Genomic DNA, 24,487 nt, shown 5'->3' on the forward strand with positions numbered 1-24,487 from the left:
CCCTCAGCCGGCGCGCAGCACCTCCAGCAGTGCCCGGGCGTACGCGTCCTCGGCGTCTCGCCCGTCGTGGAAGCGGCCGTCGACCAGCACCACCCGGAAGCCGTCGGCGCGGGCCTCCAGCCGGTCGAAGCGCTCCCCCAGCGCCCGCCGCAGCTGGTCCTCCCGGGGCAGCCAGCGCACCTGGTCGGCCGGGATGGAGTCCAGCGCCCACTCGGTGGTGCCGTTGAACCGGATCAGCTGACCGTTGCTGAACTGCTCCACCTCGATCGTCATCTCGCTGACGACGAACACCTCGGCGTCCAGGTCGCGGTCGGGGATCATGAACCGGTCCCCACTGGCCGGGCTCCAGACCAGCCCGGCACCGGCGAGCTGGGCGGCCAGCTCGCAACTGATCATCAGCTGGCCTTGGACTTCTTGGACTTCGACTCGCTCTTCGTCCCCGTCTTCGACTCGGACTTGCCGCCGGCGGCCTCCTCGCGCCGCTTCTTGGCGGCCTCCACCGACGCGCGGAGGGCGGCGACCAGATCGACCACCTCGGCGTCCTTGGGGGCTTCCTCCTCCTCGGCGGCAACCTCGGTGCCAGCCAGCTTGGCGGTGACCACCTCCTCGAGCGCCTCGCGATAGGAGTCGTGGTATTCCTCCGGGTCGAAGTCGCCGGCCAGTGCGTCGATGAACGTCTGCGCCATCTTGACCTCGGCGTCGGAGACCGTGATGTCGGAGGCCGGAGCGGCGAACTCGCCGTCGCGGATCTCGTCGGGCCAGATCATCGTGTGCATCAGCAGCTGGTCGTCCTTGACCCGGATCAGCGCCAGCGATTCCCGGGAACGCAGCGCGACCTTGACCAGGGCGGCGCGGCCGGAGGCGCGCAGGGCGTCACGCAGCAGCACGTAGGGTTTGGCCCCGGGTCCGTCGGCCTCCATGAAGTAGGTCTTGGCGAAATAGGTGGGGTCGACCTCGGACTCCTCGACGAACTGGACCACCTCCACCGACTTGGTGGTGCTCAGCGGCAGGTTGTCGAAGTCGGACTGTTCCAGGATCGCCAGCCGGCCGTCGGCGGTCTCGTAACCCTTGGCGATCTCGGCGTACGGGATCTCCTTGCCGCACTTCTCGCAGACCCGCTTGTATTTGATCCGCCCGCCGTCCTCGGGGTGCACCTGCCGAAACGAGATGTCCTTCTCCTCGGTGGCACTGTAGAGCTTGACCGGGATCGTCACCAGTCCGAAGGAGATGGCACCCTTCCAGATTGATCGTGGCATCTCAGTTTTCCTTTCGGGATTGGGAATGCAGCCCGTCGAGCGCCTGCTCCAGCTCGCTCGGGTCGAACCAGAGCAGGTCGTGCTCGCTGAGTGCCTCGCGCACCGATTCGTCTTCCCACAGCTCCGGCAATTGCTTGCCGTGCAGGGATTCGGCGTACACCCGCAGGGCGGGCAGGCTTTCCGGGGCGTCGCGGAAGATGGCCCGGGCGGTACGCCACGGCAGCTCGGTCTGCGTCAGGCGGCCGTACGCCGCTTCGGCCGCGGCCGCACGCAGCGGCGTACTCACCTCGACAGCGAGCACCAGCCGATCGGCACCGGTGCGCAGGCAGTCGAGGGAGGCGAACAGCTGGGCGGCAAAGTCGGCCTCCTCGGTCTCGTCGGGGCCGTAACCGAACTCTTCGCGCAGCACCGACGTCGCCCCGAAAACGTGCTCGATAACGGATTGCGAGCCCGCTGCGGCCAGCTGACGGAGCTGATCCGGGGTCGTCGCCCAGAAGACCATGTCACCCATCGGCCACCCCCGGACCGCTCCCCGACCCGTTCTCCGACCCCAGCGGCGGCGTCGCCTTCTGCACGGTGGTTCGTCTTGCCGCCGCCTTCTTGACCGGGGCCTTCTTCACCGCGGCGCTCTGCTTGAGCGGCGCAGCCTTGGCCGGGGCCTTCTTGACCGGGGCCTTCTTGACCGGGGCCTTCTTCGCGGGCGCCTTCTTGGCTGCCTTCCTGGCGGCTGCCTTCTTGGCGGCCCGGGTGGGCTGCCGCGACGCCTCGGCCTGGGCCATCGTCTCGGCGAGTTCGTCGCGGGCCTCCAGCAGGCACTGCGCCAGCACCTCCAGGTCGCTCAACGCGCTCCGGTCGCCGGTCAGCCCGAAGAACACGTTGCCGTCATAGGAGGTCACCCCGATCGACAGCAGGTGCCCGGGCGCCAACGGCAGCACCGGGAAGCTGGCGACCATCGGCGCTCCCCCCGCATAGAGCGTGTGCTGCGGGCCGGGTGCGTTGGTGATCAACAGATCGTGCGGCCGCCGGGAAAGCGACTCCCCCACCCGAACGCCGAGCGCGTGCAGCGTGGTCGGAGCGAAACCGGCGATGTCGGAGATCGTCCGTGCCCCCACGGCGCGGCCGGTGTCGGTGTGTGCGCGGGTGCCGAAGGACACCTGGTGCAGCCGCATCAGCGCGTTCGGCTCGGCCAACGGCAACTGGATCAGGTGCGGCGCGACATGCGAACCGAGCGAGGTGGGTTCGCCGTCCTCATCGATCACGCTCATCGGCACCATCGCCAACAGCTCACCCCGGCGTACGCTCTCACCGCGGGTCGCCAGCCAGTCGCGCAGGCCACCGGCGATGATCGCCAGCACCACGTCGTTGACCGTGTAGCGCTCCTGCATCCGCAGCGCCTTCAACCCCGCCAGCGGCATCGCCACCTGGGCCACCCGGCGCTGCTCCGACGGCAGCCCCGCCAACGGGGAGTCGGCCCGCGGCCCGCCGCCGCGCAGCGCCGAACCGGCCAGGTCGCTGAACGCGCCGCCGAACCCGCCGACCGCCTCACCGACCGCCAGTGCCGTGCCGAGCAGGTGGGTGACGCTGCGCCTGGTGGTGTCCACGAAGGAGCCGGCATCGGTCAGCCCCTCCCGCAGCGCGTCCACCAGCAGGTCGACCGGACGCGGCTCGGGGGCCGGCTCCCAGGTGGAGCGGCCGGGGCCGTCGCCCTCCTCCGGGCTGTCGTCCAGCAGCACCTGGCCCAGGTCGACCGCGTCGACCCCGTCGACCAGGCACTGGTGGGTCTTCATCACCAGTGCGAACCGGTTGTCGGCCAGCCCCTCGACCAGATAGACCTCCCACAGCGGCCGGTCCCGGTCCATCCGCCGACCCATCACCCGGCCGACGAACTCCTGCAGCTGCTGCATCGTGCCCGGTCGCGGCAGCGCCGAGCGCCGGACGTGGAAGGTGAGGTCGAAGTCCTGGTCGTCCACCCAGACGGGCGCGGCCAACGCGCCCGGCACCTGCAGCACCCGCATCCGATACCGCGGGACGAAGTCCAGCCGCTGGGAGATCAGCGCCACCAGCGACTCATAGTCGAAGTCGTCGGAGGCGCTGAAGATGTCCACCGTCCCGACATGGGCCGGTGTGTGCTGGGTGTCCCCGGCCAACATCGACACCTCACGAGCCGTCAGCCGCTGCGGCATGCCACCTCCAGTCCCCGGCGGTACCGTCGAGATCCGCCTCGTTGCGGACCACGGTAGCCGAGTGCAGAACCGCGCGGACGGCGAGTTGTCCACAGATCTGGGCCGCCGGGGCCCGCGGTCGGGCCCGCACCGGACTCGCCGGGGCAGGCTGGGTGCATGTCGATCGCACCCGCACTGCTCGTCGAGAGCCACCTCCGACCGGCCCCCGACCACCGGCCCGCCGTGATCAGCTGGCAGCACACACCCGAGATCCTCGCCCACGCCCCGTTGCCGCTGGTCGACACCCCGAGCTGTGCGGTGGCGGGCGCGGATCCGCTGGACGAGCACACCCGCGGCCAGCTGAGCGCGGTCTGCGCGGCGATCATCGACACCGTCGCCGGCCGACGGGCGCCCCAGCAGTTGGTGCGCTGGGTCGACGAACGAGCCCTGGCCGAGATCGTGCTGCGCGCCCGGCAGCAGCGGCGGCTGGGCCGGTCGGTGGGCGTACGCTCCCAGCGGTTCCAGCGAAACGACGACCGGGTGGAGGCCGTGCTGCGGATCAGCGACGGGAACCGGTCCGAGGCGGTGGCGCTGCGCTTCGACCAGCTCGGCCGACGGTGGATGTGCCTGGTGGCCGACTTCGGCCCCACGGTTCAGCCGCGGGTGGTGTAGACCTTGCCGGGCGAGGTGCCACCGAGCAGCTGTGACACCGTGACCAGCGTGTAGCCCTGCCCCTTGAGGTCGGTGATGATGCCGGGCACCGCGTTGACCGTGCTCGGGTGGATGTCGTGCATCAGCACGATCGCACCCGGGTGCGCCTGCTTGCGGACGGCGTCGCGGGTGGCGCTGGCGCTGCGGGTCTTCCAGTCCATCGTGTCCACATCCCACAGGATCACCGACTCCCCGACCGACGCGGCCGCCGAGTCGACGGCGGCGTTGCGCGCACCGTAGGGCGGCCGGAACACGGTCACGTCGCGCCCGGTGGTCTGCTTGAGCAGCGCGTGCGTCCCGCCGATCTCCCGGTTCAGCTTGTCCTTGCCGGCCCCGGCCAGGTTGGGGTGGCTCATCGAGTGGTCACCGAGCTCCATCCCCGGGGTGTCGGCGACCTGCTTGGTGATCGCCGGGTTGGCGCGGATGTTCACCCCCTGCTGGAAGAAGGTGGCCACCACCTGCTCCCTGGTGAGCATCTCCAGCAACCGCGGGGTGTCCTTGCTCGGCCCGTCGTCGAAGGTGAGCGCGATGCACTTCAGCTTGGCGCAGTCGACCTTGGCGCCCGGGGCGGGCTGCTGCACCGGGCCGGGCGGTGGCGCCGGAGTGGCCGGTGGCGCCGGCGGGGGCGGGGACGCGGGCTTCGGCGTACCCGGTTTCGCCGTGGCGGTCGAGGGGGCTGCCTGCGGCGGGGTGGTCACGGGGGCGGGAGTGGTCGGCGCCGCGGTGGTGGGGGCAACGGTCGTCGGCGCGGGGGTGCTGGCCGGCGGCGGTACCGGCGTGGCGGCGGGCATCGCCTGCTCACCCGTGCCGGAGCAGCCGGCCAACGCGACCAGGACCAGGGCGGACAGGCCGACGCGCAGACCAGGGAAAGAAGCCATGACCCTCATGCTAGGAGCCCACGGGCCGACCGTCCGGGCGACCCGCCCAGCGAATCGCCGGGGCTCAACCCCTCTTGCCGTGGCACAGCTTGTACTTGCGCCCCGACCCGCACGGGCACTGCTGATTGCGTCCGGTTCCGGCGTACTCCGCCTCGGTGCTCTCGTGCACCCGCTCCGGTTCGCCGTCCTCGCCGGGGGCGGAATAGGTGAGCTGCTGCGGCGTACGCGAACCCGTGCCCTTGATGTGCAGCTTCTCCTTCGCCTGCTCGTCCTCGGCGGCTGCGTCCTCGGACTTCTCGGCCAGCTCCTCGCTGCTGGGCTCGGGGGTCCCGTCGGCGGCGTTCTCGCCCGACCCGGCCGCCAGCATGGCCTCCAGCGTCGCCACGGACACCTCGTTGCCGGCGCTGTCGGTGACCTGGGCGACCTGAGGCGGGGCCTCGACCTCGACCTGGAAGACGAAGCCGACGACCTCCTCCATGAACGCCTCCATCATGGCGTTGAACATGTCCCCGCCCTCGCGCTGATACTCGACCAGCGGGTCGCGCTGGGCCATCGCCCGCAGCCCGATGCCCTCGCGCAGATAGTCCATCTCGTAGAGGTGCTCACGCCACTTCCTGTCGAGCACCGTCAGCATCACCTGGCGCTCCAACTCGCGCATGTTCTCGGCGCCGAGCTCGGCCTCGCGCTTGTCGTACGCCTCCTGCGCGTCGGCCTGGAAGTCCTCGACCAGCTTCGCCTGGTCGAGCTCGACGTCCTCGTAGTCCTCGATGTCCAGCCCGACCGGATAGAGGGTGCGCATGTCGGTCCACAACTGGTCCAGGTCCCAGTCCTCGGCGAAGCCACCGGTGGCGCCGCGGACATACTGGGCGACGACCCGATCGACGGTGCCGCGCAGCTGCTCCTCGACGTCGGCGCCCTCGAGCACCTGACGCCGGTCGCGGTAGATGGCGTGCCGCTGCCGGTTCATCACGTCGTCATATTTGAGCACGTTCTTGCGCATCTCGAAGTTCTGCGCCTCGACCTGCTTCTGCGCGCTGGCGATCGACTCGGAGACCCGCTTGTTCTCGATCGGCTGGTCGTCGGGGATCTTCAGCGCCTGCAGCACCCACTCGACGATGTCGGACTTGAACAGCCGCATCAGGTCATCCCCCAGCGACAGATAGAACCGCGACTCGCCGGGGTCCCCCTGACGTCCGGACCGACCGCGCAGCTGGTTGTCGATCCGGCGCGACTCGTGCCGCTCGGAGCCGACCACGTAGAGACCGCCGAGGTCGACGACCTCCTCGTGCTCGGCGGCGCTCTGCTCCTCGAACGCCTGCAGAGTGTCGGCCCAGCGGGTCTCGTATTCCTCGGGGGTCTCCACCGGGTCGTAGCCCTGCTGGCGCAGCTTCTCCTGGGCGAGGAACTCGGCGTTGCCGCCGAGGATGATGTCGGTACCACGGCCGGCCATGTTGGTGGCCACGGTGACCGCGCCTTTGTGCCCGGCACGGGCGACGATCGCGGCCTCCCGGGCGTGGTTCTTGGCGTTCAGCACCTCGTGCTTCACCCCGGCCCTGGTGAGCATCTGGCTGAGCACCTCGGACTTGGCGACCGAGGCGGTGCCGATCAGCACCGGCTGGCCCTTTTCATGCCGCTCGGCGACGTCCTCGATCACCGCGGTGAACTTGGCGACCTCGGTGCGATAGATCAGATCCTTGTTGTCCTTGCGGATCATCGGCTTGTTGGTCTCGATCGGGATCACCGACAGGCCATAGATCTTCTGGAACTCAGATTCCTCGGTCTTCGCGGTACCGGTCATCCCGGCCAGCTTGTCGTACATCCGGAAGAAGTTCTGCAGGGTGACGGTGGCCAGGGTCTGGTATTCGTCCTTGATCTCCACCTGCTCCTTGGCCTCGATGGCCTGGTGCAGTCCCTCGTTGTAGCGGCGGCCGTGCAGCGTACGCCCGGTGTGCTCGTCGACGATCAGCACCTCGCCGTTGATCACCACATAGTCGCGGTCGAGCTTGAACAGCTCCTTGGCCTTGATCGCGTTGTTCAGATAGGAGATCAGCGGGGTGTTCGCCGACTCGTAGAGGTTCTCGATGCCGAGCCGGTCCTCGACCACCTCGATGCCGGGCTCGAGGATCGAGATGGTCTTCTTCTTCTCGTCCACCTCGTAGTCGCGGTCGCGCTTCATCCGGGTGACGATCTTGGCGAACTCGGGATACCACTCGTGGGTGTCCTCGGCGGGGCCGGAGATGATCAGCGGCGTCCGCGCCTCGTCGATCAGGATGGAGTCGACCTCGTCGACGATCGCGTAGTGGTGGGTGCGCTGCACGCACTCCTCGATGGAGCGGGCCATGTTGTCGCGCAGATAGTCGAAGCCGAACTCGTTGTTGGTGCCGTAGGTGATGTCGGCGGCGTACGCCTTGCGCCGCTGCTCGGGGGTCATGGTGGCGAGGATGCAGCCGACCTCGAGGCCGAGGAACCGGTGGACGCGGCCCATCTGCTCGGACTGGGTCTCGGCCAGGTAGTCGTTCACCGTGACGACGTGCACGCCCTTGCCGGACAGGGCGTTCAGGTAGGACGGCAGGGTCGCGACCAGGGTCTTGCCCTCACCGGTCTTCATCTCGGCGATGTTGCCCAGATGCAGCGCGGCGCCGCCCATGATCTGGACGTCGAAGTGCCGTTTCCCGAGCACCCGGCGCGACGCCTCGCGGACCGTGGCGAACGCCTCGGGCATGATCTCGTCCAGGGTTTCGCCGTCTTCGAGCCGCGTGCGGAACTCGTCGGTCTGGCCGCGCAGCTCGTCGTCGGTCATCGCCTCGAAGTCCTCCTCGATCAGGTTGACCTTGTCGGCGATCGCCTTCAGGCGGCGGAGGACCTTGCCCTCGCCCATGCGCAGCAACTTGTCGAAAACAGCCACGAGACTCCTGGCTCCCTAGGTTCTACATCCGTACGCCGCCCGCTGGCGGCAGCCTTCCCCATCGTAGGGGGTCGGGCCCAACCCTGCAGGGCGACGGCTCAGCGGCCGGTGGGACCGTCGCCGTCACCCAGGGCGTCCACGTTCCAGGCGTCGCCGCTCAGCTGATCGACCTCCAGCGGGTCGTCGCCCTCGGAGACCATCTCGTCCTGGTCCCGGTTGCCCTGTTCGGCGGCCGCCGAGTCGTCTTGTCCGAACTCGCCGCCGAAATCGGCCCACTCGTTGATCTCCTCACCGGAGGTGCGGACCCGCTCGTCCTCCAGGATCTGGTCGGCCCCCTCCACACCGGTGCCGTACGCGCCCTCGGAGCCGGGCTCGATGTCGTCCTCGTCGGCGCCCGGGTCGTCGACGTCATCGGGGTCGACCAGGTCGTCGGGGTCCAGGGTCTCGAAGGAGCCGTCGTCGGCGGTCGGGTCGAACTCGTCGTCGCTGCTGCGGGCCATCGTCGTACCTCCTGATCGATCCGGTCGGGGAGGCCCAGAGTCTATGGTCGGTGACGAACCGCACTGCTCACAGGTGCCTGCGCAGCTCGTCGGCCAGGTCACCACGAGGCACCGCCCGGATCGCGCCGAGCCCGAGCCAGCCGGCCAGCTCGGCCAGCTCGGCGGCCAACTCCCGCGCCACGCGCGTGCCGTCGTGGCCGGCCTCCAGCCAGGCGGACTGCACGACCAACTCCCCCGCCGCCCGATCCGCCTTCAGGTCGACCCGGGCGACGAACTCCTCGCCCAGCAGGAACGGATAGACGTAGTAGCCGAAGCGCCGCTTCGGCTCGGGCACATAGATCTCGATCCGGTAGTCGAAGCCGAACAGCCCGGCCAACCGTTTGCGTTCGAACACCATCGAGTCGAACGGGCTGAGCAGGGCGCGGGCGGCCACGGTGCGCGGGCGGCGAGCGCCGTGCCACAGGTAGGCCGGCCCCCAGCCGGCGACGGTCACCGGTTGCAACTCCCCCCACTCGACCAGGGTGCTGACCGCCTGTCTCGTTTCGGCGACCGAGAGCCGGAAATAGTCGGCCAGGCAGCCGAGGCTGGCGACCCCGAGCGCGGTCGCGGCCCGGCGTACCAGGAACAGGTGCGAGTCGGCCACGCTCGGGGTGGGGGCCGCGACGACCGCGGCGGGCAGCACCTTCTCTGGCAGCGCGAACGCGCGCTCGAACTGGCTGTTGCGGTGCGCGGCGGTGATCCGGCCGCACCAGAACAGCCATTCGCAGGCGGTCTTCACCTCCGACCAGTTCCAGCCCCAGTGGTCGCGGCGGCGTACCTCGTCGTGCTCGAGCTGGCGGGCGGTGATCGGCCGCGGGGCGGCGGCGATGTCGGTGTACACCCGCTCCACCAGGCCGGGCTGCTCGGCCTGCATCCGCCGGATCCCACCCCACGCCTCATCAGCGGCCCGCTCCATCCGGAAGCGCAGCGCCGGGGCCAGGGTGACGTCGATCAGGCTGGCGGCGTGCCCCCAGTATTCGAAGAGTCGGCGCGGGGCCCGGTGGGCGGCGCGCTCCAGCAGTGCGGGGTCGTACGCCCCCAGCCGCGAATACAGCGGGAACTGGTGCGCCCGGGCGACCACGTTGATCGAGTCGATCTGGAACTGACCGAGCTGGTTGATCACCTGCTGCACCTGGCGCATCGTGACCGCGTCGGGGCGCGGCGCCGCCAGGCCCTGGGCGGCGATGGCAATCCGGCGGGCCTGCGCGATCCGCAGCGTGGTGGTCATGAGGGCTGGTCAGGGCAGGGTGAGCAGCACGGCGGCGTCGTTGCGGCCGAAGCGGTTGCTGAACCGGGAGATGATGGCCTGCACCCCGAAGATGATCGGCACCTGGATGCCGTACTTCTTGCGGATCGCCCGGCGGGCCGCGGTCAGGTCGGGACCGGCGGTGACCACCTGGCCGGTGCCGACGATCTCCGCCGAGCCCGGTCTCGGCGTACCGGTGCGACTGCACGGCTGCACGGTCACCCTGGGGTCACGGCGCAACCGCTTGGTCTTCCAGGTGCTGGTCGAGGTGGTGAACGCGGCCCGGCCGTCGGGCAGGGCCGCGATCCAGACCGGTGTGGCCACCGGGGTGCCGTCCTTCTTGAAAGTGGTCAGCAGGACGAACTGCTCGTCGGCGATCCTCACCCGCGCAGCGTATCCAGTGCCGCCGACAGCCGGTCCACGGTCGCGTCCACGTCGGCCCACTTGTCCAGCCCGAACAGTCCGAGTCGGAAGGCGCGATAGTCGGCGGGCTCGTCGACCATCAGCGGTACGCCCGCGGCGGCCTGGACACCGGCGGCGACGAACTTCTTCCCGGTGGCCAGGTCCGGGTCGTCGGTGTAGGCCACCACCACGGTCGGCGCCTGCCAGCCCTCGGCGGCGACGGAGGCGAACCCGTGCTCGGCGAGCAGCTCGCGCACCCGGGTGCCGAGCTCGCGCTGGCGCTCGGTCAGCCGCTCCAGCCCCGCGTCGACGGTCTCCTGCATCACCTGCGCGTTGTGCAGCAGCGAGTCGGTGGGCATGGTCGCGTGATAGCCGTGCTTGCCGTCGCGGTAGCCCTCGGTGATGGAGAGCCACTTCTTCAGGTCGTTGGCGAAGCTGGAGGAGCTGCTCTGCTGCACGGCTTCGCGGGCGCGCTCGTTGAGCATCACATAGCCGGCGCACGGCGTACCCGACCACCCCTTCTGTGGGGCCGAGAGCAGCACGTCCACCCCGACCTCGGTCATGTCCACCCAGAGCGGTCCGGAGGCGACGCAGTCGAGAACGAACAGTCCGCCGACAGCGTGGACGGCCTCGGCGACGCGGCGCAGGTAGTCGTCGGTGAGCAGGATTCCCGAGGCGGTCTCGACGTGCGGGGCGAACATCAGCTCGGGGCGCTGCTCGGCGATGGCCTGCTCGACCTGCTCGATCGGCGCCGGTTCGAACCCGGCCCTGGGCTGGTCGGTGACGGGGCGTGCCTTCAGCACCTGGTGCTGGTCGGTGATCCGGCCGGCGTCGATGATCTGAGACCAGCGATAGGAGAAGAACCCGTTGCGCAGCACCAGGCAGCGCCTGTCGTGGGCGAGCTGGCGGACCACCGACTCCATGCCATAGGAGCCGCCGCCGGGCACCACGGCCACCGTGTCGGCGTGGTAGGTGTCCTGCAGGATCGCGATCAGCTGCTGCATCGCGGCCACGAACCGGGCCGACATGTGGTTCAGCGACCGATCGGTGAATACCACCGAGAATTCCAGCAGGCCGTCGGGATCGATGTCTGTGCGGGGCAGTTCCATGCCCGCCACCCTATTCCCGGCGGCCCACCGGCGTACCCTCAGGCGCTGCGCACCGCCTCTGACTCGGTGACGTCGATCCGGATCACGCCGTAGTCATAGGCCTTGCGGCGATAGACCACGCTCGGCTTGCCGCTGCCGGCGTCCACGAACAGGAAGAAGTCGTGGCCCACCAGCTCCATCTCCTCCAACGCCCGCTCCAGGGTCATCGGAGCACTGCTGTGCTCCTTCTCCCGGACCACCAGCGGCCCGTCACCGGTGACCTGGATCCCGGCGACCGTCCGGGTCTGGTTCTCCTCGGGCTCCGACTCGGTCTCGAGCGGCGGAACCTGCAGAGCGGCATCGCGCAGCGACTTGGGGGTGTGATTGCCTCGATGGACCTTCTTGCGGTCGGCCGCCTTGCGCAACTGGGAACGCAGTTTTTCCAGCGCCTGTTCGAAAGCAGCCAGCTTCTCCTGCGCCGCCGCTTCCGCACGCACCACCGGGCCCTTGCCACGCAGGGTGATCTCACAGCGCGCCGATTCGCTCGGCTGGCGCTTGTTTCCGTACGCCGAGACCTGGACCTCGACGCGAATCACCTTCTCCGACAGCTTTTCGATGGTGGACATCCGCTCCAGCACGTGCGAGCGGAAATCATCCGAGACATGGCAGTGTCGGCCAGTCACCGAGACGTCCATTGCAACCTCCTCTAGATGGAAAAAGGCACCGATCGCGCCCCTACCGGTCCCGCTGAGCGGGCCGGTGGCGCTTCGGTGCCATACCTCCACGCTAGCCGCACCGCGTGCCGTTTACCAGCGATTCACCGACAGAACACTTTGGTTTGCCGCATTGGTTTGCTGGGCCCTTCGCCAAGCGCCCCCGCGGCGGGTTTTGCATGCTCGTTGCGGTCCTCGCCCGCACCCCGAGGGGGTCGCGCCAGGCTGTGCAGTCTTGATCGCCCACCGAGATCAAGAGTGCATCGCGTGTGTGGTCCTGCTCACGGGGTGTGAGCAGGACGGCACGTCTGCGGCGTACGCCGAAACGAGACCGAAACACGGCGCTCGACACGGTGACAGAGCCGTAACACCGCAACAACTCCGACGAAACAGCGGCCGGTGAGAGTTGTCGCCATGACAGACATCAACACCGGCGACACCGCCTGGGTCCTGATCAGCGCCGCGTTGGTGCTGTTGATGACCCCCGGTCTCGCGTTCTTCTACGGCGGCATGGTCCGCGCCAAGAGCGTCCTCAACATGATCATGATGAGCGTGGTCACCATGGGCACCATCGGGGTCACCTGGGTGCTCTTCGGCTATTCGATGGCCTTCGGCAATTCGGTCGGCGGACTGGGCATCATCGGCAACCCGCTCGAGTTCGTCGGACTGAAGGGGCTGGCCGAGGCCACCTCCGGCTCCGAGGGGCACCTGATCCCCGCCCTCGCCTTCGTCGGCTTCCAGGCCGCCTTCGCGATCATCGCGGTGGCCCTGATCTCCGGCGCGGTCGCCGACCGGATGAAGTTCGGCGCCTGGCTCGCCTTCTCCATCGCCTGGGCCGTGCTGGTCTATTTCCCGGCGGCGCACTGGGTGTTCGCCTTCTCCAGCGATGACGGTTCGGTGGTCGGCGGCTGGATCGCCAACACGATCAAGGCGGTCGACTTCGCCGGCGGCACCGCCATCCACATCAACGCCGGCGCCGCCGCCCTCGCGCTGGCCCTGGTCCTGGGCAGGCGGATCGGTTTCGGCAAGGACCCGATGCGCCCGCACAACCTGACCCTGGTGATGCTCGGTGCCGCCCTGCTCTGGTTCGGCTGGTTCGGGTTCAACGCCGGCTCCGCCCTCGGCGCCAACGGCACCGCCGCGGTCGCCTGGGTGAACACCCTGGCCGCCACCGCCGCGGCGATGATCGGCTGGCTGATCACCGAGAAGTTCCGCGACGGCCACCCCACCTCGCTGGGTGCCGCCTCTGGCATCGTCGCGGGACTGGTCGCCATCACCCCCGCCTGCGCCACGGTGGACGTGATCGGCGCGGTGCTGATCGGCGTCATCGCCGGCGTCGCCTGCGCCCTGGCTGTCGGCCTCAAATACCGCTTCGGCTATGACGACTCGCTCGACGTGGTCGGCGTACACCTGGTCGGTGGCCTGGTCGGCACCCTGCTGATCGGCCTGTTCGCCAACGGTTCGGTGCAGGTCGGCACCGACGAGGGCGAGCGGGTGAACGGGCTGTTCCACGGCGGCGGGCTGGACCAGCTCTGGCGCCAGGCCGTGGGCGCGTTCGCGGTGCTGCTCTATTCCTTCGTGGTCAGCCTGCTGATCGCCCTGCTGCTGAAGGCGATCATGGGTCTGCGGGCCACCGCCGACGTGGAGGCCGAAGGGATCGACCAGGCCGCCCACGCCGAGACCGGCTATGACCTGAACCCGATGGGCGGCCGGTTGGGCCGGGGCGCCTTCAGCCAGGCCACCGCACCGACCGGTCCCCCGCGGGCCGAGTCGATCGACGCAGCGAGCAAGGAGAACGTGAAGTGAAACTCATCACCGCCATCATCAAGCCGCACCAGCTCGAGTCGGTGAAGCAGGCCCTGGAGGCCTTCGGCATCACCGGGATGACCGTCTCGGAGGCCTCGGGCTATGGCCGCCAGCGCGGACACAGCGAGGTCTATCGGGGGGCCGAGTACGAGATCGATTTCGTGCCCAAGGTCCGCCTGGAGGTGCTGGTCGAGGACGAGGACGCCGGCAGCGTGATGAACCTGATCATCAAGCAGGCCCAGACCGGCAAGATCGGCGACGGCAAGGTCTGGTCCGTGCCCGTCGACGACGTCGTCCGGGTCCGCACCGGCGAGCGCGGCGCGGCCGCACTCTGAACCCGGGAGGACCCGTGACCAACGCCGACGACCGTCTCGCCCTGGCGGACGTGCTTCGGCTCCGCACCAGCACCGGCGCCCGGGGCAACTCCGCCCCGGGCGCCCCGGTTCCGGGTACGCCGACCGCGGACGCCGGCGTACGCCTGCGGGCCGGGCTGGGCCGGGCCACCGTGCACTGGCTGCTCGATCTGTGGCGGGCCGCCGATGCACCCGACGACGGGGTCGCCCTCGCCTGCACCGGTTCGCTGGCCCGGGGCGAGTCCGGCCCGTTGAGCGACCTCGACCTGGTGGTGCTGCACGACAAGGGCGCCGACCGGCAGCGCGTGGCCGAGGTCGCCGAGCGGCTCTGGTATCCGATCTGGGACTCCGGCATCGCGCTGGATCACTCGGTGCGTTCGCTGCAGCAGTGCCGACAGGTTGCCGCCGCCGACCTGAACGTGGCCGGGGCGATGCTCGACCTGTCCCCCGTCGCCGGGGACGCTGAGCTGGTCCGCCGGGCGGTGAGGCAGCTGGCCGAGGACTGGCGCGCGAACGCCCGCAAGCGGCTCCCGGAACTGCTCGATCAGGTGCGCGAGCGGCACGAACTGTTCGGCGAACTCGCCCAGTTGCTCGAGCCCGACCTCAAGGAGGCCAAGGGCGGCCTGCGCGACATGTCGGTGCTGCGGGCGATGACCACCTCCTGGCTGACCGACCGGCCGCACGGAGCCGTCGATGGGGCGTACCACTTCCTGCTGGACGTCCGCGACACCCTGCAGCTGGTCACCCGACGCCCGCGCAACCTGCTCACCCTGGGCGACCAGGACGAGGTGGCCCACCGGCTCGGGCTCGCCGACGCCGACGAGCTGCTGACTCGGGTCGGCGCCGCGGCCCGGCAGATCTCGGCGGCCATCGACGCCACCCTGCGTCGGGCCGGGCAGTCCCAGCGAGCCCGGCTGTCGCGCCGCGGTCCGCGGCGCCCGGAGCTGCGTCCGCTGCACCCGGGTCTATACGCCCACGACGGCGAGCTGGTGCTGGGCCCGGTTCGCGGCGGCGGGCCCGAGGACGCCTCCCTGCTGCCGCTGCGCGCCGCGGCGCTGTCGGCCACCCAGGCGCTGCCGCTCTCCCCCGCCACGGCCCGCCGGCTGGCCGAGCAACCGGCGCCGACGACGCCCTGGCCCGAACCGGCGCGGGGGCTGCTGGTCGAGCTGCTGGGTGGCCCGGAGCTGTTGCAGACCTGGAACACCCTCGACCTGGCCGGCGTGGTGGATCGCTGGATCCCCGCCTGGGCTGGAATCCGCGACCGACCGCAGCGCAACCCGCTGCACCGGCACACGGTCGACCGGCACAGCCTGGAGACCGTCCTCGAGGCGCAGAAGCTGACCGAACGGGTGAGCCGTCCCGACCTGCTGCTGGTCGCCGCCCTGCTGCACGACATCGGCAAGCGGCCCGGGGTGGACGACCACTGTGTCGACGGTGCCCGGATGATTCGCCGGATCGCCAGCGAGCTCGGCTTCAGCGGTCCCGACGCCCGCACCCTGGAGCTGCTGGTGGCCGAGCACCTGACCCTGATGGCCCTGGCCACCGGCCGTGACACCACCGATCCGGCCACGGCCGCCCAGCTGGGCCGTCGCGTCGGCAACGACCCGGACACCCTGCAACTGCTGGCGGCGCTCAGCGAGGCCGACTCACGGGCCGCGGGATCTCGGACCTGGAGCAGCGGCCGGGCCAGCCTCGTCCGGGACCTGATGCGGCGCACCACCGCCCTGCTCGATCGCCAGCGCGCCGCGGCCGGGTGAGCGGCGTACCGTCGCCGCGACGACCGCCGCCCCCAGCACCGGCACCCCGGCGGCCAGCAGGGCCCGGTGTGCCTCGGCCAAGGTGGCGCCGGTGGTGGTCACGTCGTCGACCAGGATGGCGGTACGCCCCGGTGGTCCGGCCCGCGCCACCAGTGCCCCGGCCAGGTTCTGCCAGCGTTCGGCCGCAGCCAGCCCGGCCTGGTCGATGACCGCGCCCCGGTGCCGCAGCAGCGCGGCCACCGGCACCCGCAGTCCCGCGTGCCCGGCCAGGAACCGGGCGGCGGTCCGGGCCAGCGCCCGCGTACAGTCCAGGCCGCGCCGGCGGATCGCCGCGGCGACCGAGGGCATCGGGACCAGCTGATAGACCTCGCCCGCCCGCCCCTGCCGGGCCAGCAGCACCGCCACCGCCAGCCCCAGCCGTTGCCCGAGCAGCGGCCCCGCCGACAACACCTGATCCTCCTTGAAGGCGGTGAGCACCCGGCGCAGGATCGGCTCGTAGTCGGCCCCGGCCACGGTGACCGGGAACAGCGGAGGGCTCGGATCGCGGCGTACGAACCCCGGCACCGGTGCGCCGAGCACGCCGCGGCAGGGGGCGCACAGTCGCCACCCGGGCGTACCGCAGCCCGGACAGCGCCCGCCGAGCAGCAGGTCGGCGGCGGCGTGGATGATGCCGGTCACACCTGCACCATGGCGAGCAATTCCGGAATCGTTCACCCGCGGTGCGCTTGTTCGCCGAGGGCTGAATTCAGCCCGTGTACGCCGCCACCTGCAGGTCGCGGACCAGTAGCGGCCAGCGATAGTCGTCCTCGTAGCGCCAGGCGCCGTTCCGGCCTACCACCACCGCCCGGGTGCCGACCCGGCGCGGGGTGCCGGCCAGACTGGTGGCCTGCCAGTTGTCGGGTTGACCGATCTCGGTGACGGTGGCCGCCGACTGGTCGACCCGGAACGGTTTCACCGGCTTCTTGTCGTCCTCGGCCCCGAGCACCAGCAAGGTGGCGGCGTCCTCCCAGGTGACATCCACCAGCCGCGCGGGCGCCGGCTGCATGTTGTCGGTCAGCGAGACGGGCCGCCAGCCGTCGATGGTCACCTCGGGCTGCGCCCGGTTGATCCGCACCAACCCCAGCTCGGAGACGCCGCCGCGGACCCGGATCACCGCCATCCGGGTGCCGTCGGGCGAGATCCGGAAGGCGCTCACCCGGGTGCCCTCGAAGCCGAGCAGGGGCACCTGACGCACCTGACCGCCGACACGCAGCCAGGCCTGCTGCCGCAGGGGTCCCTCCAGCACCGTCCACAGCTCCTGCTCGCGGGCGGTCACGTATTGCGGGCGCAGGATCTGCTGGCCGTCGGTGATCAGCGGCTCCAGCGGGGTGTCGTTGGACTGGCCCACCAGCAGCGAGCTGGCGTTCTCGGTGACCACCGCGATCCGGTCCCCGGTCGCGGTCACCGCGAGTCCGCTCACCCCCTTGGTACGCCCCAGCGGTCCCGTCACCGGGGCGAGTCCGGGGTTGCCGCCCTCGAGCACGGTGACCACCCCGTCGTTGGTGGCCCCGAGCAGCGAGCCGGGGCTGGACACCGGCACCGGGTCATAGCCGCTGAAGGCGCTGATCGGCACCACCCCGACCGCGTTCTGCTCGCGGACCGCCCAGGCGACACCGTTGACGCTGAGGCGTACCCCGGAAACCCCGCTCGCCTGCCCCAGGGTCCAGGCCACCTGCGCCGCCATCCGCGACCGCTGATCCTCGGCCAGGCCGGTGGCCGCCTCGTTCATCGACACCTCGACCACCCCGCGGTCGTCCACGAAGGCGGACTGCACGTTGAGCTTCGCCTGCGCCGGGACCGCGCTCACCACGGCCGGCTTCAGCCAGTCGGTCGGCCCGCGGAAGAGGGCCTGCAGCAGCGCGGTCGGGGTCTGGTTGCCCCGCGGCAGGAAGATCGGATCCGGCACCAGGGTGCGCCAGCCCGGGTCGAAGAAATAGACGTTGCTGCGCTGATAGAACTTTCCGAACAGATACTGCGAGATCAGCAGCCCGCGCGGCGGGTTCGAGATCCGCCACTGTCCGTCGACGTCGCGGACCATGACGAAGTCGTGGCGCAGCCGGCCCTGGTCATGCTGGAAGGCGCCATCGGGGCCGATCCGGCCCACCTGCGGTGCCTCCAGGACCGCCGACTCCGGTCCCGAGGAAACCCCGTAACCGTCGGCGTACACGCTCACCCCGTCCTCGGGACGCCAGGCGTCGCGGACCGAGGAGGCCAGATATTCCCGCGCGACCGGATAGCCCTGCTGAAAACTGGCCATCGCCTGCAGGAAGCCGTCGGCGATGGTCCGCGGCGAGGCACCGGGGCGGGGCGGCTCGGGCGCCACCTCCACCGACACGTCGGGCCCCTGGCTCGGCCCGGCGCCGGCCAGCACCGGCCCGCTGGTGGGGATGTTCACGCAGCCGCCGAGCGCCAGCATCACCAGCAGCACGACGGTGCTGACCGCGGCCCGCCTCATGGCAGCTCCTTGGGCACGGGTACGCCTCCGTCGGCGCGTTGGTGTGTGGCGCTGCGCTCGGCGGCGCCGCGCTCGGCCGCGCTGCGCTCGGCTGCCAGCCGTTCGGCGGATTCGAGCAGGTCCCGCGGGATCACCGGGAGCGGGGAGATCTCCAGCACCGCGCCGGCGGTCCGGGGCAGCGTGAGCCGGAACTGGGCGCCCTGCCCGGGTCGGCCCCAGGCGTTCAGCCAGCCGCCGTGCAGTCGGGCGTCCTCCATCGAGATGGACAGCCCCAGCCCGGTCCCGCCGACGGTCCGGTTGCGAGCCGGATCGGCCCGCCAGAATCGGTGGAAGACCTGCTTCACCATGCTCGCCTCGAACCCGACGCCGTGGTCGCGCACCGCCACGGCGACGGCCTTGTCGTCCCCGGCCACCAGCACGTCGATCGGCCGGGCCTCACCGTGCTCGATCGCGTTGCTGAGCAGGTTGCGCAGGATCCGGCGGACCCGGCGCACGTCCATCTCCGCGGTGCACGGATCATCCCCGTGCACGCGCAGCTCGATGCCGTTGCGCTCGGCGAACGCGCGCTGGGCCTCGACCTCGCTGCGCACCACCTGCAACAGGTCCTGGGTCTCCCGGGCGAGCTCGGCCGCGCCGGCGTCGAACCGGGAGATCTCCAGCAGGTCGCTCAGCAGCGACTCGAACCGGTCCAGCTCGTCGTGCAACAGCTCGGCCGAGCGCGCCTCGAGCGGACCGAACTCGTCCTTGCCGTCGTGCAGCACCTCGGCCGCCATCCGCACCGTGGTCAACGGGGTCCGCAGCTCGTGGGACACGTCGGAGACGAAGCGTTGCTGGACGCGGGACAGTTCCTCGAGTTGGGTGATCTGCTTGTGCAGCTCGCCGGCCATGTTGTTCATCGAGGTGGCCAGCGAGGCCAGGTCGTCGGTACCGCGGACGGTCATCCGGTCCTCCAGGTGACCGGAGGCGATCTGCTCGGCCTGCACCCGGGCCTCACGGATCGGCGCCACCACCTGGCGCGACACCAGCGCGGCGATGATCGCCAGCAGGATCGTCAACAGGCCACCGGTGGTCAGCGCCGCCCGCTGCAGCACGTCCAGGGTCTCCCGTTCCTGGGTGAGCGGGAAGATCAGATACATCGGATAGCGCGCGGAGATCGAGGTCTCCACGGTCGCCCCGATCGCCAGCCCCGGTTCGCTGGGGCGGCCGTCAGCGTAGTGCACCGCGGTGGGGGTCACCCACAGCTGCCCGTTGCCGCCCTCGCGGGCCACCCGGGCGCGCAGCTCGGCGGGCACCGAGTCGGGCAGCACCCGGCCCGAGCGGATGTCGGAGACCGGCCCCTGCACGATCACCTGGTACTGCCCCGACAGCGTGCCGCGGTTGGCCACCTCGAAGGTCAACTGGGTGAGCAGGTCGTTGCTGGAGCCGGTGCTCAGGTCTGCGGCGCGCAGCTGCCGCTGTGCGGTCTCCACCGCGACCGAGGCCTCGGCCAACGACGCCTGACGTTTTCCCGCGAGTACGCCATCGGTGGCCTGTTGCATCAGCAACCAGCCGCCCAGGGCGAGCACGATCGCCGAGGCGAGCAGCGTGGTACCGACCACCCGCAGCGGCAACGACCCCCACCACACCCGCGCGGGGACGGTGAGGAACCGGCCCAGCCGCGAACGGGCCCGGGGGCCCTCAGTCAGGCTCGCCGGCCCGATAACCGATACCACGGACCGTCACCACGATCTTGGGGTGCTCGGGATCCTGCTCCACCTTGGAGCGCAGCCGCTGCACGTGCACGTTCACCAGGCGGGTGTCGGCGGCGTGGCGGTAGCCCCACACCTGCTCCAGCAGGGTCTCGCGGCTGAACACCTGCTGGGGACGGCGGGCCAGCGCGAGCAGCAGGTCGAACTCGAGCGGGGTGAGCGGGATCGGCTGCCCGTCCCGCTTCACCGAGTGTCCGGACACCGAGATGGTCAGGTCGCCGATCTCCAGGGTGTCGGTGTCGGTGTCGTCGGGCAGCCGCCGCAGGCGGGTGCGGATCCGGGCGACCAGCTCCTTGGCCTTGAACGGCTTGGCCACATAGTCGTCGGCGCCCGCCTCCAACCCGGCCACCACGTCGGTGGTGTCCGACTTGGCGGTCAGCATCACGATCGGTACGCCGGACTCCTCGCGGATGTCGGTGCAGATCTCGACCCCACCGCGGCCGGGCAGCATCAGATCCAGCAGCACCAGGTCGGGCCGGGAGTCACGGAAGGCGCCCAGCGCGGCATCCCCCTGACCGCACCACACGGTCTCGAAGCCCTCCTGGCGCAGCACGATCTGCAGCATCTCGGCGAGCGCAGCATCGTCGTCGACGACCAGGATGCGCGCCTGGGACTTCGCTTCGGTCACGGTTGTGCACACCTCCGGTGGGGGCCAGTTCCGGTAATCCTAGACACTGGTTCCTCACCGGACCGGATTACGCGCCGAACCGATCCCCCGCCAAGTCACTCAGAGCTTGGAATCTCCGTAGCTCGCATCGTCCATGTCGGTGTTCCCGTAGTTGTCGGGCTGGACCGGCATGTCCGGGGTGGTGGTGTCCGGTGTCGGTGTGGTCGGCATCGTCGGCGACGGCATGCCCGGGGCGCTCGGGCCCGGCTCCATTTCACTGAGGTCGCCGTCGATCTTGGGCCACTCCTGACCCTTGAACGGCCGCTCGTTGGCGATGGCGTCCTTCAACTTGGTCACGCCATCGTCCACCTGCCCCGACCAGGTGCGGATCCCTTCCTTCAGGTCATTGTCGAAGTAGTCCTTGCAGTTCTTGAACACCGAGATGCCGACCCGGGTGCGATAGCCCATGTCCTCCTTGGTCGGCGGCTGGTTCATCTCCATCTCGGACTTCATCTGGATCGCACACTGGGCGACGGTCAGGTAGAAGCGCTGCAGACCCGACGAACCGTCGTTGAGCGCCCCACCGGAAGCCTGGACCAGCTCGGTGATCTTGGTGAACGCCTGGGTCTGTACGCCGATGGCGTTCCCGTACGCCGTGGCACCGGAGCCGACCCAGCTGGTCTGCAGCTGCATCTTGCCGACGTCGGTGTTCAGGTTGTCCATCTCCTTGGTCTTGATCTCCTTCCACAACTCCGCCTTGTCCCACAGGGTCTTGGGCGAGTTCAGGTGGTACAGGTAGTTGGAGTTCCAGCAGTCGACCAGCTCGTTCCAGACCTTCGTCTGGTAGTTGCGGAGATCCAGCAGGTACTTGGCCCAGCCGTCGGGGAGTTCCCAGAAGCTGACCTTCTTGGTGGACGTGAAGCAGTTGGCGTTCTCGTCGAACACCCGAACCTGGAAGTCGCCACCGCTGTGCAGGGAGGAGCCCCGTTCCTTCCAGTGTTTCATCAATTCGGAGTCGTCAAGGTCCTTCTTGTCCTGGTCGGAGTTGGTCCCGCTCTTCTTCAGCGCGTCGTTGAGGAGGTCCGCGATGTATTTGCCGGCCCCTTCCCAGTGCTTGATCGGGTAGGACGCTTGCTCACCGGTGGGCATGGCTCTCCTCGGTCACTTCTTCTTGGTGTTCTTGGCGGTCTCGGAGTTCTCCTGCTCGCCCTGCTCATATTTCTTGGCGGTCTTCTCGAGCCGGTCCGCCACGTCGTTGAAGGTCTTCTCGCCGTCGATCACCCAGGTGTCCACCTTGTCCTGCACCTTGTTGTAACCGTCCGACATCTGGTCGGCGTACCCGAAGTCCTCCTTCTTCAGCTCGACCTGCTTGAGCTGCTGGCCGACGCGCTTGAACGCCTCGGCGAAGTCGCGCCACAACTTGGCGTCCGCCTTGAGCTGCTCGAGGCTCACCTTCACGTCGGTCACCCCACCGGCACCGCCCGGACCGCCCGGCATGCTCGGACTCGACGGGCCACCGGGCCCTCCCGGCATCTCGGGGCTGGACGGGCCGCCCGGCCCACCCGGCATCTTCGGCTGGTCCAGCGACGGGTTCTTCGACGGATCCATCTTCGTGGGGTCCATCTTGGTGGGATCCAGCTTCGTCGGATCCAGCTTGCTGTCGTCCGGATTGAGCTTGCCCTTGTCGAGGTCGAGCTTGTCCCGATCGTTCAGCCCGAGGTCACGGTTCCGGCTGGGGTCCAGTCCAAGATCACGGTTGCGACTCGGGTCCAGCCCGAGGTCACGATTCCGACTCGGGTCCAATCCGAGGTCACGATTCCGACTCGAGTCCAGCCCGAGGTCTCGGCTGCTGTCGAGGCCGGGCATCGCGCTGCGGCTGGTGTCCAGGCCCGGCCGCGATCCCAGCCCATCGGACCCCAGTCCGGACCCGGAGGAATCCAGGTGGTCGGGGATCCCGTCACCGTCGAGGTCGTCGGGGATGCCGTCACCGTCGAGATCGCCCTTCACGCCCGAGCCCGATCCCAGTCCCGCGGCCCGAGTCCCCCCGAGACCAGCGCCGCCAGACCCAAGGCTGTCCGCCTTCAACCCTGCGCCAGCCGCCGTGCCGCCGGAGTTCGGACCAATGCTGCCGCCACCCATGCCGCTGGCGCCCATGCCCATCTTTCCGGCGCCGAGCCCGCCGGCCGCACCACCGGCACCGCCGCCGGCCCCGGCACCGCCCATCATGCCGGGCGGCATCATCATCGGAGCGCCACCGCCGCCCTTGCCCTTGCCCTTGCCGCCCTCGCCGTTGGGGTCGATCAGCGCCTCATAGATGTCGAGGTCCTCGTCGGTGTCGTCGAACTTGTCCGAGATCGAGGTGTTCCCGGCCCGAAACGTCATCCGCTCGTTCATCACAGCTCCTCATCCTCGGAAATCCACCCACCGGCGATCAGCACCGGCCGAAGCGTCCTTTTGCGCAGCGCGAGTGCCTGGTCGCGTACCTCGTCGTATTCCCCCGGGACCACCACCGGAGGCCGCCATTCGGCGTACGCCCGGGTCAGGGCCTGTTGCAGGCTGGCCACGATGCGCTCCACCCGCACCCCCTCCACCCACGGCTGGTCGATCGAGATGGTGTCCGGGCGCATCTGCAGGTCGAGCTCGACCCGGACCTTCTCGTTGTCGCTGCGACCGATCGCCGGCGTGTAGTCGTAGGTGCGGTGCCGCACGTCGCCGCGCTGGTCGAGCTTCTCCAGCCGCTCGAAGGTCTGCAGGGTCTCCTCGAGCAGCTGGTTGACCTCGAGCTGGCTCATCGGGTGGTCCAGCACCGTTCCGTTGGGTTTTGGCGTACGCCCGGTCATCAGCGAGAAGGAGGCGATCTCCGGATCGGCCAGGGTGAGCGGCTCGGTGGCGCGCAGCGCCGCCTCGCGGACCGCGGCGGCCAACCCTTGGCCGGCCTTGTTGCGCCAGTTGTTGGAGATCACGACGCGGACCACCCGGTGCTCGTCGTCGACGGCCACGGCGACCGCCCCGCTGCCGTCGGAGACGAGGTCACCACCCAGCTCCGGTTCGTCGACCTGGTCCCCCACGGGGTCGACCGCAGGGGACGACAGCCCGTCCCAGGCGTCATCGTCGTCAAGGTTCCAGTCGGTCATCGGGGCCCTTCTCGCTCGGTCGATCCAGTTTCACACGTGGCTGGTTCAGCGAGACCGCTCGGCGTCGGCGCAACGAGCGGATGTTTCCACTTCTGTCGCCGTGGCGCCGTGGGCGCCCGGATCGCCGTCAGTTGGCGTCGGGGTCGTCGGTCCAGGTGGAATAGATCGCCGCCTCCAGCGGCTGGCGACGCAGCACCCGGCGCCACAGGTCCTCCTGGTCGGGACCGAACACGTCGGCGGTGGTGGCCCTGGCCACGATCCACGAGTCCCGGGCCAGTTCACCGTCCAGCTGCCCGGGTGACCACCCGGCATAGCCGGCGAAGATCCGCAGGTCGGCGTACGCCCCCGCCACCAGTTCCAGCGGGGTGTCCAGGTGCAGCAGGCCGATGTCGTCGACCACGCGGCGCCACCCGGGCGGTTCCTCGCTGCCGGCCAGCCGGGCCAGGCAGATGGCGCCGTTGGGCGAGACGGGGCCGCCGTCGAACAGCACCTGCGGCGGGGTGACGTGGTCCGACCAGCCCGGCAGCACCGCGTCGAGGTCCACCTCGGAATAACGGTTGAGCACCACCCCGAGGGCTCCGGAGTCGTCACAGTCCAGGACCAGCACCACCGCGCTGTCGAACACACCGTCGCGCAGGGTGATGTGGGAGACGAGCAGGTCTCCGGCGCGGACGGGACTCACACGCGA

General features: G+C 69.9%; 23 protein-coding genes. 4 read left to right on the forward strand and 19 right to left on the reverse strand.

The features are described from left to right. Window positions 1-3 precede the first annotated feature (3 nt). Genes CGZ93_RS13740 through CGZ93_RS13755 form a run of 4 tightly spaced genes read right to left on the reverse strand, consistent with a single transcriptional unit; the run spans window position 4 to window position 3,439 of the window. Entirely contained in the window at window positions 4-396 is a 393-nt protein-coding gene (locus CGZ93_RS13740) for a pilus assembly protein CpaE (protein ID WP_094364702.1), read from the reverse strand. Then, entirely contained in the window at window positions 396-1,256 is an 861-nt protein-coding gene (gene ku, locus CGZ93_RS13745) for a non-homologous end joining protein Ku (protein ID WP_094364703.1), read from the reverse strand. Before ku ends, CGZ93_RS13740 begins: the two co-directional genes overlap by 1 nt. Window position 1,257: 1 nt before the next feature. Further along, window positions 1,258-1,767 carry a DUF6912 family protein gene (locus CGZ93_RS13750; RefSeq protein WP_141211218.1) on the reverse strand — a complete coding sequence of 170 codons (510 nt, stop codon included), beginning with the start codon at window positions 1,765-1,767 and terminating at the stop codon, window positions 1,258-1,260. After that, window positions 1,760-3,439 carry a wax ester/triacylglycerol synthase family O-acyltransferase gene (locus CGZ93_RS13755; RefSeq protein ID WP_094364705.1) on the reverse strand — a complete coding sequence of 560 codons (1,680 nt, stop codon included), beginning with the start codon at window positions 3,437-3,439 and terminating at the stop codon, window positions 1,760-1,762. Before CGZ93_RS13755 ends, CGZ93_RS13750 begins: the two co-directional genes overlap by 8 nt. A gap of 156 nt (window positions 3,440-3,595) precedes the next feature. Here CGZ93_RS13755 and CGZ93_RS13760 point away from each other — a divergent pair, with 156 nt between their 5' ends. After that, entirely contained in the window at window positions 3,596-4,090 is a 495-nt protein-coding gene (locus CGZ93_RS13760; protein WP_094364706.1) for an Rv3235 family protein, read from the forward strand. Here the strand turns inward: CGZ93_RS13760 and CGZ93_RS13765 are convergent. The 7 genes from CGZ93_RS13765 to hpf all read right to left on the reverse strand — a co-directional run bounded on the left by CGZ93_RS13765 (window position 4,072) and on the right by hpf (window position 11,882). Beyond that, the gene (locus CGZ93_RS13765; RefSeq protein ID WP_176451768.1) at window positions 4,072-5,007 is read right to left on the reverse strand and encodes a polysaccharide deacetylase family protein; all 936 of its coding nucleotides are present in this window, start codon (window positions 5,005-5,007) and stop codon (window positions 4,072-4,074) included. The genes CGZ93_RS13760 and CGZ93_RS13765 overlap by 19 nt on opposite strands. Before the next feature lie 64 nt (window positions 5,008-5,071). Beyond that, entirely contained in the window at window positions 5,072-7,912 is a 2,841-nt protein-coding gene (secA, locus tag CGZ93_RS13770; RefSeq protein ID WP_094364708.1) for a preprotein translocase subunit SecA, read from the reverse strand. Window positions 7,913-8,010: 98 nt separating this feature from the next. Continuing rightward, on the reverse strand, window positions 8,011-8,412 hold the full coding sequence (locus CGZ93_RS13775; RefSeq protein WP_094364709.1) for a hypothetical protein: 402 nt from the start codon (window positions 8,410-8,412) through the stop codon (window positions 8,011-8,013). Window positions 8,413-8,479: 67 nt separating this feature from the next. Continuing rightward, a complete protein-coding gene (locus CGZ93_RS13780; protein ID WP_094364710.1) occupies window positions 8,480-9,679 on the reverse strand; it encodes a winged helix-turn-helix domain-containing protein in 1,200 nt (399 codons plus the stop codon). Window positions 9,680-9,688: 9 nt separating this feature from the next. Beyond that, window positions 9,689-10,081, reverse strand: coding sequence for a PPOX class F420-dependent oxidoreductase (locus CGZ93_RS13785; protein ID WP_176451769.1), 393 nt, complete (start codon window positions 10,079-10,081; stop codon window positions 9,689-9,691). Further along, a complete protein-coding gene (locus tag CGZ93_RS13790; RefSeq protein WP_094364712.1) occupies window positions 10,078-11,208 on the reverse strand; it encodes an aminotransferase class V-fold PLP-dependent enzyme in 1,131 nt (376 codons plus the stop codon). Before CGZ93_RS13790 ends, CGZ93_RS13785 begins: the two co-directional genes overlap by 4 nt. A gap of 38 nt (window positions 11,209-11,246) precedes the next feature. Next, a complete protein-coding gene (gene hpf, locus CGZ93_RS13795; RefSeq protein WP_094364713.1) occupies window positions 11,247-11,882 on the reverse strand; it encodes a ribosome hibernation-promoting factor, HPF/YfiA family in 636 nt (211 codons plus the stop codon). Window positions 11,883-12,314: 432 nt separating this feature from the next. Here hpf and CGZ93_RS13800 point away from each other — a divergent pair, with 432 nt between their 5' ends. From CGZ93_RS13800 to CGZ93_RS13810, 3 genes are read left to right on the forward strand one after another with little or no spacing between them, the layout of a single operon-like run. After that, a complete protein-coding gene (locus CGZ93_RS13800; protein WP_094364714.1) occupies window positions 12,315-13,706 on the forward strand; it encodes an ammonium transporter in 1,392 nt (463 codons plus the stop codon). Next, window positions 13,703-14,041, forward strand: a complete 339-nt coding sequence (locus tag CGZ93_RS13805; protein WP_094364715.1) for a P-II family nitrogen regulator — start codon at window positions 13,703-13,705, stop codon at window positions 14,039-14,041. Before CGZ93_RS13800 ends, CGZ93_RS13805 begins: the two co-directional genes overlap by 4 nt. A gap of 14 nt (window positions 14,042-14,055) precedes the next feature. Next, window positions 14,056-15,816, forward strand: coding sequence for a [protein-PII] uridylyltransferase family protein (locus CGZ93_RS13810; protein WP_094364716.1), 1,761 nt, complete (start codon window positions 14,056-14,058; stop codon window positions 15,814-15,816). Here the strand turns inward: CGZ93_RS13810 and CGZ93_RS19550 are convergent. The 8 genes from CGZ93_RS19550 to CGZ93_RS13850 all read right to left on the reverse strand — a co-directional run bounded on the left by CGZ93_RS19550 (window position 15,706) and on the right by CGZ93_RS13850 (window position 24,481). Beyond that, window positions 15,706-16,494, reverse strand: coding sequence for a ComF family protein (locus CGZ93_RS19550; protein ID WP_094364717.1), 789 nt, complete (start codon window positions 16,492-16,494; stop codon window positions 15,706-15,708). The genes CGZ93_RS13810 and CGZ93_RS19550 overlap by 111 nt on opposite strands. A gap of 67 nt (window positions 16,495-16,561) precedes the next feature. Beyond that, window positions 16,562-18,310 carry a GerMN domain-containing protein gene (locus CGZ93_RS13820; RefSeq protein ID WP_094364718.1) on the reverse strand — a complete coding sequence of 583 codons (1,749 nt, stop codon included), beginning with the start codon at window positions 18,308-18,310 and terminating at the stop codon, window positions 16,562-16,564. Continuing rightward, window positions 18,307-19,935, reverse strand: a complete 1,629-nt coding sequence (gene mtrB / locus CGZ93_RS13825) for an MtrAB system histidine kinase MtrB (RefSeq protein ID WP_267489738.1) — start codon at window positions 19,933-19,935, stop codon at window positions 18,307-18,309. The genes CGZ93_RS13820 and mtrB overlap by 4 nt, the downstream gene beginning before the upstream one ends. A gap of 52 nt (window positions 19,936-19,987) precedes the next feature. Next, window positions 19,988-20,686, reverse strand: coding sequence for an MtrAB system response regulator MtrA (mtrA, locus tag CGZ93_RS13830; RefSeq protein WP_267489739.1), 699 nt, complete (start codon window positions 20,684-20,686; stop codon window positions 19,988-19,990). A 99-nt stretch (window positions 20,687-20,785) separates the two neighbouring features. Further along, the gene (locus CGZ93_RS13835; protein WP_094364719.1) at window positions 20,786-21,814 is read right to left on the reverse strand and encodes a WXG100 family type VII secretion target; all 1,029 of its coding nucleotides are present in this window, start codon (window positions 21,812-21,814) and stop codon (window positions 20,786-20,788) included. 12 nt (window positions 21,815-21,826) lie between these two features. Beyond that, a complete protein-coding gene (locus tag CGZ93_RS13840) occupies window positions 21,827-23,059 on the reverse strand; it encodes a hypothetical protein (protein WP_094364720.1) in 1,233 nt (410 codons plus the stop codon). Continuing rightward, on the reverse strand, window positions 23,059-23,799 hold the full coding sequence (locus CGZ93_RS13845) for a hypothetical protein (RefSeq protein ID WP_094364721.1): 741 nt from the start codon (window positions 23,797-23,799) through the stop codon (window positions 23,059-23,061). Before CGZ93_RS13845 ends, CGZ93_RS13840 begins: the two co-directional genes overlap by 1 nt. A gap of 127 nt (window positions 23,800-23,926) precedes the next feature. Beyond that, complete coding sequence (locus CGZ93_RS13850; RefSeq protein ID WP_094364722.1) at window positions 23,927-24,481, reverse strand: YqgE/AlgH family protein; 555 nt, start codon at window positions 24,479-24,481, stop codon at window positions 23,927-23,929. Between the last annotated feature and the right edge of the window lie 6 nt (window positions 24,482-24,487).

The sequence above is a fragment of the Enemella dayhoffiae genome, from assembly GCF_002250625.1.
Classification (GTDB): domain Bacteria; phylum Actinomycetota; class Actinomycetes; order Propionibacteriales; family Propionibacteriaceae; genus Enemella; species Enemella dayhoffiae.